The 13,182-nt window shown below is 70.7% G+C and carries 13 protein-coding genes; 6 read left to right on the forward strand and 7 right to left on the reverse strand.

What is annotated here, in order from left to right; genetic code table 11:
• The first annotated feature begins 156 nt into the window (after nt 1–156).
• Nucleotides 157–1,281: a LuxR C-terminal-related transcriptional regulator gene (locus OHA98_RS06825; RefSeq protein ID WP_323179524.1), complete on the forward strand. Its 1,125-nt coding sequence runs from the start codon at nt 157–159 to the stop codon at nt 1,279–1,281.
• A gap of 110 nt (nt 1,282–1,391) precedes the next feature.
• Here the strand turns inward: OHA98_RS06825 and OHA98_RS06830 are convergent, their stop codons facing one another.
• Nucleotides 1,392–3,059 (reverse strand): fumarate hydratase, encoded by a 1,668-nt coding sequence (locus OHA98_RS06830; protein ID WP_266923359.1) that lies wholly within the window; start codon nt 3,057–3,059, stop codon nt 1,392–1,394.
• A 234-nt stretch (nt 3,060–3,293) separates the two neighbouring features.
• Here OHA98_RS06830 and OHA98_RS06835 point away from each other — a divergent pair, with 234 nt between their 5' ends.
• Nucleotides 3,294–3,974 carry a DUF1707 domain-containing protein gene (locus OHA98_RS06835; protein ID WP_266923361.1) on the forward strand — a complete coding sequence of 227 codons (681 nt, stop codon included), beginning with the start codon at nt 3,294–3,296 and terminating at the stop codon, nt 3,972–3,974.
• A gap of 157 nt (nt 3,975–4,131) precedes the next feature.
• The gene (locus tag OHA98_RS06840) at nt 4,132–4,503 is read left to right on the forward strand and encodes a WhiB family transcriptional regulator (protein WP_266923363.1); all 372 of its coding nucleotides are present in this window, start codon (nt 4,132–4,134) and stop codon (nt 4,501–4,503) included.
• A gap of 101 nt (nt 4,504–4,604) precedes the next feature.
• Here OHA98_RS06840 and glpX read toward each other — a convergent pair whose 3' ends face one another.
• Nucleotides 4,605–5,636: a class II fructose-bisphosphatase gene (gene glpX, locus OHA98_RS06845; RefSeq protein WP_266923364.1), complete on the reverse strand. Its 1,032-nt coding sequence runs from the start codon at nt 5,634–5,636 to the stop codon at nt 4,605–4,607.
• A 161-nt stretch (nt 5,637–5,797) separates the two neighbouring features.
• On the opposite strand from glpX, the gene OHA98_RS06850 reads away from it, so the two are divergent.
• A complete protein-coding gene (locus OHA98_RS06850; RefSeq protein ID WP_266923366.1) occupies nt 5,798–6,328 on the forward strand; it encodes a DUF4245 domain-containing protein in 531 nt (176 codons plus the stop codon).
• A 132-nt stretch (nt 6,329–6,460) separates the two neighbouring features.
• Here OHA98_RS06850 and OHA98_RS06855 read toward each other — a convergent pair whose 3' ends face one another.
• The 4 genes from OHA98_RS06855 to OHA98_RS06870 form a co-directional block, all read right to left on the reverse strand.
• Nucleotides 6,461–7,051 carry a malonic semialdehyde reductase gene (locus tag OHA98_RS06855; RefSeq protein WP_266923368.1) on the reverse strand — a complete coding sequence of 197 codons (591 nt, stop codon included), beginning with the start codon at nt 7,049–7,051 and terminating at the stop codon, nt 6,461–6,463.
• 286 nt (nt 7,052–7,337) lie between these two features.
• Nucleotides 7,338–7,592: an exodeoxyribonuclease VII small subunit gene (locus tag OHA98_RS06860; protein ID WP_266923370.1), complete on the reverse strand. Its 255-nt coding sequence runs from the start codon at nt 7,590–7,592 to the stop codon at nt 7,338–7,340.
• Between the two features lie 43 nt (nt 7,593–7,635).
• Nucleotides 7,636–8,847: an exodeoxyribonuclease VII large subunit gene (gene xseA, locus OHA98_RS06865; protein ID WP_266923372.1), complete on the reverse strand. Its 1,212-nt coding sequence runs from the start codon at nt 8,845–8,847 to the stop codon at nt 7,636–7,638.
• A 203-nt stretch (nt 8,848–9,050) separates the two neighbouring features.
• Nucleotides 9,051–10,439 (reverse strand): APC family permease, encoded by a 1,389-nt coding sequence (locus OHA98_RS06870; RefSeq protein WP_266923373.1) that lies wholly within the window; start codon nt 10,437–10,439, stop codon nt 9,051–9,053.
• A gap of 87 nt (nt 10,440–10,526) precedes the next feature.
• Here OHA98_RS06870 and OHA98_RS06875 point away from each other — a divergent pair, with 87 nt between their 5' ends.
• Nucleotides 10,527–11,516: a 4-hydroxy-3-methylbut-2-enyl diphosphate reductase gene (locus tag OHA98_RS06875; protein WP_266923375.1), complete on the forward strand. Its 990-nt coding sequence runs from the start codon at nt 10,527–10,529 to the stop codon at nt 11,514–11,516.
• A gap of 38 nt (nt 11,517–11,554) precedes the next feature.
• Nucleotides 11,555–12,295 (forward strand): polyphosphate--glucose phosphotransferase, encoded by a 741-nt coding sequence (gene ppgK / locus OHA98_RS06880; protein WP_266923377.1) that lies wholly within the window; start codon nt 11,555–11,557, stop codon nt 12,293–12,295.
• A 57-nt stretch (nt 12,296–12,352) separates the two neighbouring features.
• Here ppgK and OHA98_RS06885 read toward each other — a convergent pair whose 3' ends face one another.
• Nucleotides 12,353–12,892 (reverse strand): DUF6542 domain-containing protein, encoded by a 540-nt coding sequence (locus OHA98_RS06885; RefSeq protein ID WP_266927769.1) that lies wholly within the window; start codon nt 12,890–12,892, stop codon nt 12,353–12,355.
• Nucleotides 12,893–13,182: the final 290 nt, after the last annotated feature.

Raw genomic sequence — 13,182 nt, forward strand, 5'->3', positions numbered from 1 at the left:
TCCGTTTTCCCGTCCGCTTCCCTGCCCGCCTCGTTCTCCGATGGACTGTTCGATTGGCTGTCGGTGCCGTTGATACCGGGCGTCACCCGCACATACTCGTCCAGCCGCGGCGCTCACCGATGTCGCCCCGTTTGTACAAAGGTAATCTGCATACTTGTGCAGCACGATCATTCCCTCCCACCGGTATGTGATTGCCGCGAATCGTCGCCGGACCGCCCGAATCCGGAGCGGCCCTGCGAGGCGTCACTGGCGACCTACCGGCGCGCCCTCGTCGAGGGCAGCCTGCCGCAGGACGAGGTGGCCGATTGTCTGCGTGCCCTGCACCTGATGGTGGCCGACCGGGAGTCACCGGGTTTCATGATCCCCGTACCGCCGGAGACCGCCTCGTTCGCCGCACTCGCCCCCATCGAGGAGGCGATCCTCGAACGGCGCCGCACACTCCGCTCGGCGCGCGCCACCCTCGCCGCCTTCGAGGGGCTGTACGCCGATGTGCACCGGCTCGAACAGCCCGCCCTCACCCGGCTCTCCGGCCACGCCGTGATCAACAAGGCGCTCGACGCGGGGGTCAGCGGCTGCCGCGAGTCGGTACGCACGGCCCACCCGGGCGGCGGACGCCCGGCACACGTCCTGGAGGAGTCGCTGCCCCGGGACCTGCGCAATCTGCGGCGCGGCATCCGGCAGCGCACGATCTACCAGCACACCGTCCGCTCGGACCGCACGACGCTCTCGTACATCGAACAGGTGACCGCGGCGGGCGCCGAGATCAGGACGCTCCCCGAAGTCGTCGACCGGATCATCGTGTTCGACCAGGACCTCGCGTTCATCCCGTTCTCCGACGAGCCGCACCACGCGCTGCGCATCCAGCATCCGCCCCTGGTCCGTTTCCTGGTCCGGCACTTCGACGAGGCGTGGGCCCGCTCGGTCCCCGTCCGCCCGGAACGCGCGCCGCTGCGCACCCCGGTCATCACCTCCGACCTCCAGCGCACGATCCTGCGGGCGGTCGTCAACGGCGAGACGGACGCGGCGATCGCCCGGCGCATCGGCATGAGCCGGCGCAGCGTCGCGGAGCACATGCGCAAGGTCTCCGAGCAGCTGGGCAGCAACAGCCGGGCCCAGCTCGGGTATCTGGTCGCCACATCGGGCCTGCTGAACGGCTCGGACGTGCCGGACGGTCCGGGGCCGCCGGGCGCGGAAGCACGGGAGGACGGGGCGGGCCAGGACGGCCGGCACGGCGGGGGCAGTCGGCACGGCGAGGGCAGTTCGGGCGGCCGGGACGGCTGAGAGCGTGCTGACGGGGGCGCTCCGTCCGGAACGCCCCCGTCAGCGTGTCAGCGTGTCAGTCCGTCAGCCCGTCAGTCCGTCAGCCCGTCAGTCCGTCAGCCGTCGGCCCGTCAGCCGAGGCCGGGGCCCCGTACCGGAATGCTGGTGAAGGTCGGCGCCGGGGCGGGCTCGGTGAAGAAGTCGTTGCCCTTGTCGTCGACCACGATGAACGCGGGGAAGTCCTCGACCTCGATCTTCCAGACCGCCTCCATGCCGAGCTCCTCGTACTCGACGACCTCGACCTTCTTGATGCAGTCCTGCGCGAGGCGCGCCGCCGGGCCGCCGATCGAGCCCAGGTAGAAGCCGCCGTGCGCGTCGCACGCGTCGGTGACCTGCCGGGACCGGTTGCCCTTGGCCAGCATCACCTTGGAGCCGCCCGCCGCCTGGAACTGCGCGACATAACTGTCCATGCGGCCGGCCGTCGTCGGGCCGAAGGAGCCGGAGGCGTACCCCTCGGGCGTCTTCGCCGGACCCGCGTAGTACACCGGGTGGTCCTTCAGGTACTGCGGCATCTCCTCACCCGCGTCCAGCCGCTCCTTGATCTTGGCGTGCGCGATGTCGCGCGCCACGACCAGCGGGCCGGTCAGCGAGAGCCGGGTCTTGACCGGGTACTTGGTCAGCTCGGCGAGAATGTCGTCCATCGGCCGGTTCAGGTCGATCCGGACGACGTCCGCCGCCTCGTCCAGGTGGTCGTCGGTGGTGTCCGGCAGGAAGCGCGCCGGGTCCTTCTCCAGCTGCTCCAGGAAGACGCCCTCGGCGGTGATCTTCGCGGTGGCCTGGCGGTCCGCGGAACAGGACACGGCGATGGCGACGGGCAGCGAGGCGCCGTGCCGGGGGAGCCGGACCACGCGTACGTCGTGGCAGAAGTACTTGCCGCCGAACTGCGCGCCGATCCCGATCTTCTGCGTCAGCTCGAAGACCTTCTGCTCCAGCTCCTGGTCCCGGAAGCCGTGCCCGGCCGGGGAGCCCTCGGCGGGCAGTTCGTCCAGGTAGTGCGCGGAGGCGTACTTCGCGGTCTTCAGCGCGAACTCGGCCGACGTACCGCCGACGACGATCGCCAGGTGGTACGGCGGGCAGGCCGCGGTCCCCAGCGAACGGATCTTCTCCTCCAGGAACTTCATCATGGAGGCCTCGTTGAGGACCGCCTTGGTCTCCTGGAAGAGGAACGACTTGTTGGCCGAGCCGCCGCCCTTCGCCATGAAGAGGAACTTGTACGCGCCGCCGTCGGTGGCGTACAGCTCGATCTGCGCCGGGAGGTTGGAACCGGTGTTCTTCTCGTCCCACATGTTCAGCGGGGCCATCTGCGAGTAGCGCAGGTTGAGCTTGGTGTACGCGTCGAAGATGCCGTGCGACAGGGCCTCCTCGTCACCGCCCGACGTCAGCACGTTCTGGCCGCGCTTGCCCATGACGATCGCCGTACCGGTGTCCTGGCACATCGGCAGGACACCCGCGGCGGAGATGTTCGCGTTCTTCAGGAGGTCGAGCGCGACGAACTTGTCGTTCGACGAGGCCTCGGGGTCGTCCACGATCCGGCGCAGCTGCGCGAGGTGGGCGGGGCGCAGGAAGTGCGAGATGTCGTGCATGGCCTCGGCGGCGAGCGTGCGCAGGGCCTCCGGCTCGACCTTGAGGAACGTACGGCCGTCGGCCTCGAAGGTGGAGACACCCTCGGCGGTCACCAGACGATAGGGCGTGGTGTCCTCTCCCAGGGGGAGCAGATCGGAGTACGCAAACTCTGGCATTACGGCCATTCCTCACTCGGCGACGGTGGCTGGCCTCCCTTGGACAGCGCACCCACCAGGGTAGAACCCTGTACGGCTCCCGATCCTGTGAGGTAGGGCTCACCTGGCGGACGGCGGAGCACCCCGGACGGAGCACCCGGACGGAGCACCCCGGAAGAAGCGTGGCGGACGGAATGGCCGGATCGCCGGGACAGCCCCTAGTCGCGATCTATCGCGTTTGGGTAGGCTGGTTCGGTGGACCTCGAAAAGCAGCCCCAGCAGCCCGTCGCCCCGGCTGAGCCCGCGCCGGCCGGCATCCGGGCCTCCGACGCCGACCGCGACCGGATCGCGGACATCCTCCGGGACGCCATGGCCGAGGGCCGGCTGACCGCCGAGGAGCACGCCGAGCGGATCGATCTGGTCTACCGCGCCAAGACCGTCGGTGAACTGGAACCCCTCGTCCGTGACCTGCCCGCGACCGGCGCCACCGCTCCGCAGGCCGGTGCGCAGGCCCGCCCCTACGCGTACGGCCCCGAGGCCCCCGCCGGACCGGCGGACAACCTCGTGGCGGTCTTCAGCAGCTCGACCAGGAAGGGGCGTTGGCGGGTCGGTGGCCGGACGAACGCCTTCGCGCTGTTCGGCAGCGTGGAGATCGATCTGACGGAAGCGCTTTTCGGCCAACGACTCACGGTCATCAACGCGACGTCCATCTTCGGCAGTGTCGAGATCAAGGTGCCGCAGAACATCTCGCTGCGCGGCAGCGGCACGGGTGTTTTCGGTAATTTCGAAGTGGTGACGCTGGAATCCGCCGACCCGGAAGCACCGGTTGTCGTGGTGAACGGCTATTCCGTCTTCGGGAACGTGGAGGCAAAGCCCAAGCGGGGCAAGTTCATTGCCGACCTCCACGACCAACTACGCAAACACCTGGGCCGCTGAGCGGGGCGGCGGGCGGGCTTCTGGTTCCGGCCAAAGTGCGCGCCGGGTGCAATTTCGTGCTCCGGAAGCCGGTGCCACGCAGTGCTTAGGCACGCGCACAGCGGGTAGGGAATGCTGCATCGTCTCTTGCTCGCGAAGCCGTCGTCAGGAGTAGGCCGTGCTGCAACCGCCGCATCAGACTCTGCAGGTCGCCGCCGTTCCTTCCCAGCGCACTCCCGCTCGGGAAGACCAGGCGGGTCCCTGGCATTCGGAGGCGGTGTGCCGCCGGGACGAAGCCGGGCTGTTCTTCGCCCCGTCGAAGGAGCCGACTGCTGCCCGACTGTCCCGCGAGGAGGCCGCCAAGCGGGTCTGCGCCCGCTGCCCGGTGATGGAAGCGTGCCAGGAGCACGCCCTGATGCAACCCGAGCCGTACGGGGTGTGGGGCGGACTGACCGCCGCCGAACGCCGCGTGGTGCTCGCCCGGCGCCGCAGGCGCGACATCGAGCTCAAGTCCGCAGCGCCGACAGGACGGATAGCCGCGGCGGGCTGAGGCCGCCGAGGGGGGGAGGGGCCGCCGGTCCGGCGGCCCCTCCCCCCCTCGACTGCTTCACGCTTACCGCCACGCGTGGTTCCTGCCGCTGTGCGCGGGTGCTACTTCGCGCGGTCGAAGTCGATCGCGCTGTAGGCGCGCAGCTTCGACAGCCGGTGGGTCGAGTCGATCTTCCGGATCGTGCCCGACTTGGAACGCATGACGATCGACTCGGTGGTCGCCGTCTCCGCGCGGTACCGCACACCGCGCATCAGTTCACCGTCGGTGATTCCGGTCGCCACGAAGAACACGTTGTCGCCGCTGACCAGGTCGTCGGTCGACAGCACCCGGTCCAGGTCGTGCCCGGCGTCCAGCGCACGCTGACGCTCGGCATCGTCCTTGGGCCAGAGCTTGCCCTGGATGACGCCGCCGAGGCACTTTATGGCGCACGCCGAGATGATGCCCTCGGGTGTGCCGCCGATGCCCATCAGTAGGTCGACGCCGGTGCCCTCACGGGCCGCCATGATCGAGCCCGCGACATCGCCGTCGGAGATGAACTTGATCCGGGCGCCCGTCTCCCGGATCTCCTTGACGATGCCCTCGTGGCGGGGGCGGTCGAGGATGACGACGGTGACGTCCTCGGGCGTGGAGTTCTTGGCCCGTGCGACACGCCGGATGTTCACCGCCACGGGCGCGTTGATGTCGACGAAGTCCGCGGCCTCGGGGCCGGTGACCAGCTTGTCCATGTAGAAGACGGCGGACGGGTCGAACATGGCGCCGCGATCGGCGGCGGCCAGGACGGCGATCGCGTTCGGCATGCCCTTGGCGTTGAGCGTGGTCCCGTCGATCGGGTCGACGGCGATGTCGACCTCCGGGCCGGTGCCGTCGCCCACGCGCTCGCCGTTGAACAGCATGGGGGCTTCGTCCTTCTCGCCCTCACCGATGACGACGACGCCGTTCATCGAGACGGTGGAGACGAGGGTGCGCATGGCCTTCACAGCGGCGCCGTCGGCGCCGATCTTGTCGCCGCGGCCCACCCAGCGCCCGGCGGCCATGGCGGCGGCCTCGGTGACCCGGACCAGTTCAAGGGCCAGGTTGCGGTCGGGGGCCTCCGGGGAGACCTCCAGTTGGGACGGCAGATGATGCTCGGACATCGGAGCGCACCTTTCTGTACGACGACGACCGGAAAAGAGGGTGCTGTGACTCTATCGGTAGGTCGATAAAATGAGCAGAGCGGGTCACGTATGAGCGGCCGGTGCCGGGCCGGGTGCGAGTGGCCGTCCCCGCGGTCGGAGGGTCGGGGCCTCATGCCACCATGGAGCGCGTGGCGAGCAAGCGAGGCAAGCAGACGGTCCGGGACATGTTCCTGTCGATGATGGTGATCACCGCGGTCGCGGGGGGCATTTACGTCTTCATTCCGCATGACGAGAAGGCCGATCCCATCGAGGCCGTCGACTTCCGGGTGGAACTCGCGACGGCCAGGCGCGCGGCACCGTATCCGGTGGCCGCCCCGGACGACCTGGGGAAGGGCTGGAAGTCGACCTCCGTCTCGTACGAGGGCGCGGCGGGCAACAACTGGCACCTCGGCTTCCTCGACCCGGACAGGAAGTACGTAGCGGTCGAGCAGTCCACCTCCCCGGCGAGGAAGTACGTCGCCCAGGTCACCCGGAACGCGAAGAACACCGGGCGCACCGAGGACGTGGCGGGCCGCACGTGGCAGCACTGGGAGGGCCCGAAGTACGACGCCCTCGTGCTCCACGACAAGGGCTCGACCACCGTGGTCACGGGCTCGGCGCCCAAGGCGCGGCTGGTGGAAATGGCCGCCGCCCTGAAGACCACTCCCTGACGGGCGTCGGAGCGCACACACGAAAGCGCCCGGCCGGGAATGCCCGGCCGGGCGCTTTCGTTCGGGATCTCCGCGGAGCGGCCGCGGATCCGGAGGGGTCCGGCGGTGCCGGACCCCGCGGGCCCGGACGGCTCAGACGGTCGTGACGACCTCGTCGTACGACAGGCGCGGCAGACGCGGGAACCAGGCGTCCTCGCCCGGCTTGCCGATGTTGACGACCATCAGCGGGGTGTGGTCGTCGTCCAGGAACTCCTTCTGGATGCCCGCGGCGTCGCAGCCGGTCATCGGGCCGGCGGCCAGACCGGCGGCGCGGATGCCGATGATGAAGTACGCGGCCTGGAGCGCGGCGTTCAGCAGGGCGGCCGACTCGCGGACCGGGCGCTCGGAGAAGAACGCGTCCTTGGCCTGCGGGAAGTGCGGCAGCAGCGCCGGGATCTCCTCGTGGAACTCGTTGTCGGCGGCGAGGATCGCGACGAGCGGGGCGGTCGAGGTCTTCGCCTGGTTGCCCTCGGCCATGTGCTTCACGAGGCGCTCGCGGCCCTCGGCGGAGCGGACCAGGACGACGCGCAGCGGCGACTGGTTGAAGGCGGTGGGGCCGAACTTGACCAGATCGTAGATCGCCTGGACCTGCTCATCGGTCACCGGCTCGTCGGTGAACGTGTTGGCGGTACGGGCCTCGCGGAAGAGGAGGTCCTGGGCGGCGGGGTCAAGAGCGAGGGACATCTTGCGGATTACCTTCCGGACGAACAAGGGGGGATCAAGCGACGACGTCACCGTAGCCGAGAAGTAGGTTAACTTTCAACTAAACCTGTTCCCGAGTGATCCACTCCACAGCACGAATGACCCACTCGACAGCACGGGAGGCCGCACACGGGGCCTACACGGGAGGCCGCATACGGGGCCGCACACGGGGTCGGCACGGGAGGCCGCACACGGGGCCGCCCCACGCTTCCTCCGCGCCCGCCGGGCCGCCGTTCCCCACCAGGCCGCCCGCCATCCGCCGTACGGCTCAGCCGTCGGCGCCCGGGGCCCGGGCGGGCTCCTCCGGGTGGGCCAGAGCCGCGTCCAGCCGGGCGCGGGCGCCCTCCAGCCAGTGCCGGCAGACCCTGGCCAGCTCCTCGCCCCGCTCCCACAGGGCCAGCGACTCCTCCAGCGTCGTGCCGCCCGCCTCCAGGCGCCGCACGACCTCGATCAGCTCGTCCCGCGCCTGCTCGTACCCGAGCGTGCCTGTCGCGGCGGCCGTCGCCGTCCCGTCGTCCGTCATGTGATCCACCCTATTCGTGAGCTGGGAAAACAACGTGAGGGGCTCACCCCTCCACCCGTACGGTGAACTCGCCCTCCGACACCCGCGCCCGCAGCGGTTCGCCGGGCGCCCCGGCGTCGGCGGGGGAGCGCACCACATGCCCGTCCGGCCGTTGGAGCACGGCATAACCCCGCTCCAGTGTCGCGGCGGGCGACAGCGAGACCACCCGGGCCCGGGTGTGCGCGAGCTCCGAATCGGCGCGGTCCAGCAGATGACCGAGCACCCGGCGGCTCCGCCCGACGAGCGCGTCCACCTCCGCGGCCCGCTCGTCCACCAGCCGGTGGGGACGCTCCATCGACGGGCGGCCCAGCGCATGGGCCAGCCCCCGCTCCTCCCGGTCCAGGACACCCCGTACGGTGCGCAGCGCCCGGTCCCGCAACTGCCGCACCCGGTCCAGCTCCTCACCCACGTCCGGGACGACCTTCTTCGCGGCGTCCGTGGGCGTCGACGCCCTCAGATCCGCCACCAGGTCCAGCAGCGGGGAGTCCGGCTCGTGCCCGATCGCGGACACCACCGGCGTACGGCACGCGGCCACCGCCCGGATCAGCTGCTCGTCGGAGAACGGCAGCAGGTCCTCCACGCTGCCGCCGCCGCGGGCGACGACGATCACGTCGACCTCGTCCAGGGCGTCCAGCTCCTCGACCGCCTCGACCACCTGATTCACCGCGTGCACGCCCTGCACCGCGGTGTTGCGCACCTCGAACCGCACCGCGGGCCAGCGGCGGCGGGCGTTCTCCAGGACATCGCGCTCGGCCGCGGAGGCCCGCCCGCAGACCAGACCGATCAACTGCGGCAGGAACGGCAGCGGCTTCTTGCGGTCCAGCGCGAAGAGCCCCTCCGCGGCGAGCGACTTCTTCAGCTGCTCCAGCCGGACCAGCAGTTCCCCGATGCCGACCGGCCGTATCTCCGTCGCCCGGAGGGAGAGCTGCCCCCGGGGCGCGTACCACTCCGGCTTGGCGAGAACGACGACCCGCGCACCCTCCGTCACCACATCGGCGATGCGGTCGAAGACCTGCCGGTAGCAGGTCACGCTCACGGAGATGTCGTGCGACGGATCGCGCAGGGTCAGGAAGACGACCCCGGCACCGGGCCGCCGCGACAGCTGGGTGATCTGCCCCTCGACCCAGATCGCACCGAGCCGGTCGATCCACCCCCCGATGAGCCGGGACACCTCGCCGACGGGCAGCGGTGCTTCCGCGGACGTATTGAGAGCCATGCGAAGGAGCGTATCGGCAGGCGCCGACAGGAAGGGGCGGACAGGCACTCGGGCCCGCTCACGCCCCACCGCTCCCACGGCCTCCACCACCCCGCACCGCTCCCACGGCCTCCACCACCCCGCACCGCTCCCACGGCTCCCACCACCCCGCACCGCTCCCACCACCCCCACCGCTCCCTCGGCTCCCTCCGCTTCCCCCTGCCTCAGCTCCCGCCGCTCCCACCGGGGCTCCCCGCACCCACGCCGGCCCCGGGGCGCCGCCCCCACTGCACCGCGAGCACCACCAGCCCCACCGCCAGCCAGCACAGCCCGACCACCTGGGCGCTCGCCGTCGCCTCCACGATCACCGCGATCAGCACCGCGGCACCCACCACGGGGATGACCACATGGCGCCACCAGCTCGGCGGCCCCTCCATCCGGCGTACGGCGAACCAGCCGACCACCGACGCGTGCAGCAGCACGAACGCCGTCAGCGCGCCCACGTCGACGACCGACACCAGATGGTCCAGCCCGTCGTCGCGCCGGGCCGCCCACACCGCCGCCACCAGCGTCACGATGGCCGCGCCCAGGATCGCGACCCGCGGTACGCCGGACTTCGGGTCGACCTTCGCCAGGAACGGCGGCAGCCGCCGCTCGCGCGCCATCGCGAACACCAGCCGCCCGGCCGCCGCCTGCCCCGCCAGCGCGGCGAACGCCGCACCGATCGCCTTGCTGACGGCCACCAGATCGTGCAGCCAGGTCCCCACCGAGGCGTCGACCGCGTCGTAGAACGCGGACCCCTGCTTCGCCGGATCGGCCGCCAGCTCCGCCGAGCTGACCGGTTCCAGCAGCGCGGCCAGATAGGACTGGGCGATGAACAGCACGCCCGCGAGCACCAGGCAGAACAGCACCGCCCGCGCCACCTTCGCCGAACCGCCGGTCACCTCCTCGGCGAACGAGGCGATGGCGTCGAAGCCCAGATACGAGAGCACGGCGACCGACACCGCCCCCAGCACCGCCGTCATCGAGAACCCGGAATCGCCGGTGAGCGGCGACAGCCAGCCGCGCTGCGCGCCGTCGCGTACGAGCACCACCACCGCCGACACCACGAACACCAGCAGCACCGCGATCTCCATGGCCAGCACGGCGAAGCCGACCCGGGCCGCGGCCCGTACCCCCCACAGGTTGAGCAGTGTGGTCAGCACGACCGCGATGGCCGTCCACACCCAGCGCGACACCTCGGGGACCAGCGCGTTCATCGCGATCCCGGAGAAGAGATAGGCGACCGCGGGGATCAGCAGATAGTCGAGCATCGCCATCCACCCGGCGATGAATCCCGGCCCCTCCCCGAGCCCCTTGCGGGCATACGCGAACACCGAACCCGCCAGTGGGGCGACCCGCACCATCTGGGCGTAGCTGAAGGCGGTGAACGCCATGACGACGGTCGCCGCGATGTAGACGAGCGCGACCGCGCCGTCGGACTTCGCGTCGAGCGTCCCGAACACGCCGACCGGCGCCATCGGAGCGATGAACAGCAGCCCGTAGACCACCAGATCCCGGAAGCCGAGCGTGCGCCGCAAGGTGGCCCGCTCCGTGCTGCTGCTTCCCGACATCCGACCTCCATCGCCGTCCGTGCACACCCACGTCGCCAACAGTCTCCCGACCCGGCCGGACCGGCGCCTGTTCGGTACGGCCTTACGATGGGACGCATGACTGCAACTCCTGCCCGCCGTGTCCTGCTCGCCGCTCCCCGTGGCTACTGCGCGGGCGTGGACCGTGCCGTGATCGCCGTGGAGAAGGCCCTGGAGCAGTACGGGGCCCCGATCTACGTGCGCCACGAGATCGTGCACAACAAGTACGTCGTGCAGACCCTGGAGAAGAAGGGCGCGATCTTCGTCGACGTCACCGCGGAGGTCCCCGAGGGCTCCATCGTGATGTTCTCCGCGCACGGTGTCGCGCCGGCCGTCCACGCCGAGGCCGCCGAGCGCAGGCTCGCCACGATCGACGCCACGTGCCCGCTGGTCACCAAGGTCCACAAGGAGGCCGTCCGGTACGCCAAGGAGGACTACGACATCCTCCTGATCGGACACGAGGGCCACGAGGAAGTCATCGGCACGAGCGGCGAGGCCCCGGACCACATCACACTGGTCGACGGCCCCGAGGACGTGGCGAACGTGAAGGTCCGCGACGAGTCGAAGGTCGTCTGGCTCTCGCAGACCACGCTCTCGGTCGACGAGACGATGGAGACGGTCGACGCCCTCAGGGGCAAGTTCCCGAACCTTCTCTCGCCGCCCAGCGACGACATCTGCTACGCCACGCAGAACCGTCAGATCGCGGTGAAGAAGCTGGCCCAGGACGCCGAACTGGTCATCGTCGTCGGCTCCAAGAACTCCTCGAACTCCATCCGCATGGTCGAGGTCGCCCTCGACGCGGGCGCCCCGGCCGCCCACCTGGTCGACTTCGCGAGCGAGATCGACGAGGCCTGGCTGGAGGGCGTGACCACGGTCGGCCTCACCTCCGGCGCCTCCGTCCCCGACGTACTGGTGGACGGCGTGCTGGAATGGCTGGCCGAGCGCGGCTACGCCGATGTCGAGACGGTGAAGACGGCCGACGAGTCGATCACCTTCTCGCTGCCCAAGGAACTGCGCCGCGACCTGCGCGCCGAGGCGGCAGCCCTTTCCGCCGAGTAGGCGGGCGCGGCGTCCGGCCTGCCCGTACGGTGGATTCCATGCAGATCTTCGGCGTGGACATCGGCGGATCCGGGATCAAGGGCGCTCCCGTGGACCTGGACCGCGGAGACCTGGCGCAGGAGCGCCACAAAGTACTGACACCGCAGCCGGCCACGCCCAAGGGCGTGGCCGACTGCGTGGCCGAGGTCGTCGGCCACTTCGGCTGGTCCGGCCCGATCGGCGTCACGTTCCCCGGGGTCGTCACGGACGGCGTCACCCGCACCGCGGCCAATGTCGACAAGGGCTGGATCGGCACGGACGCACGCACCCTGCTGGGCGACCGGATCGGGCAGCCCGTCACGATCCTCAACGACGCCGACGCGGCGGGAGTCGCCGAGATGACCTTCGGCGCGGGACGGGGACGCAAAGGCACGGTCATCATGCTGACCTTCGGTACGGGCATCGGCAGCGCGGTCTTCACGGACGGCCGCCTCGTCCCCAACACCGAGCTCGGCCACCTGGAGCTGCACGGCCACGACGCGGAGAAGCACGCGTCCACGAAGGCCAAGGAGGACGAGGACCTCAGCTGGCACCACTGGGCGCACCGGGTACAGAAGTATCTGGCACACGTGGAGATGCTGTTCTCGCCCGAGCTGTTCATCATCGGCGGCGGTGTCAGCCGCAAGGCGGACAAGTTCCTGCCGCTGATCGAAAACGTACGGGCCGAGATCGTCCCGGCGGAGCTGCAGAACAACGCGGGGATCGTGGGCGCGGCGATGGCGGCGGCGGCGGAGAAGTAGTCCCCGCCGCGGGCCGCAGGGTCCCGCGGCCGTCGGCCCGCGGTCCCGCCCGCGGGGCTACGGGCGCTGGGGGCGGCGCGCGGCGCCCGCCACGGACTGTCCGGTACGGGCGGCGGTCTGGGCCGACTGAGCGGCGCGGACCGGCTGGACCGCCGGGACCGGATGCCGCCGCTTGGCCCGCATGTGCCGGACCTTGCGTACGGTGGCGATGAGCCCGGCGACGAGAGTGCCGCCGTACAGCCAGCCGGCGTGCACGGCGAGCGCGGTGACGACGGCCATCGTCTGACCGCCCAGGCCTCCGGTGCCCCCGGAGACCGGGATGACACCGACGGCGAAGGCGATCGGCACGCTGATCGGCGCGGTGACGAGGTCGGCGGGGCGCACCCAGAGTGCGGTGAGCGCGCTCACCGGCAGGAACAGCAGCCCGTAGACAATCTCCGAGCTGTCGAACAGCAGCCGGTCGAGGCAGGCCAGGACGAACATGGTGACGGCGGCGAAGAGCCCCGCCCCGATGCCGGTCAGCCGGGGGTTGGGGAACCTGCGCAGTGCCGCCACCGCGGGCGGCAGCGAGCGGGTCCGGGCTCCCGGCGTACCCATCACCCGATAGACGGCGGCACTCTCGCCGAGTGCGCCCTGCGGGGACGGGGCCGGCGGGGCCTGCTGAGGCTGCCTGCGCTGCGGGGGTCGTGTCCTGTGCTGCTCCACCTGCACAACGTAGGTCGCGAGGCGTGAGGAATCAGGCGTTGGACACGCGCTTTGGCCGACCTTGGGGTTGAGTTCGATGTCACACGGCCGAATACCGACCTGTTCGGCCCTGCCTGGCGACCGGGCGGGGACCTCCGGCAGGCCTCCGGCGGACCTCGGGCGGACCCGTGCCGGGCCGCCCG

The sequence above is a fragment of the Streptomyces sp. NBC_00654 genome (assembly GCF_026341775.1).
GTDB lineage: Bacteria > Actinomycetota > Actinomycetes > Streptomycetales > Streptomycetaceae > Streptomyces.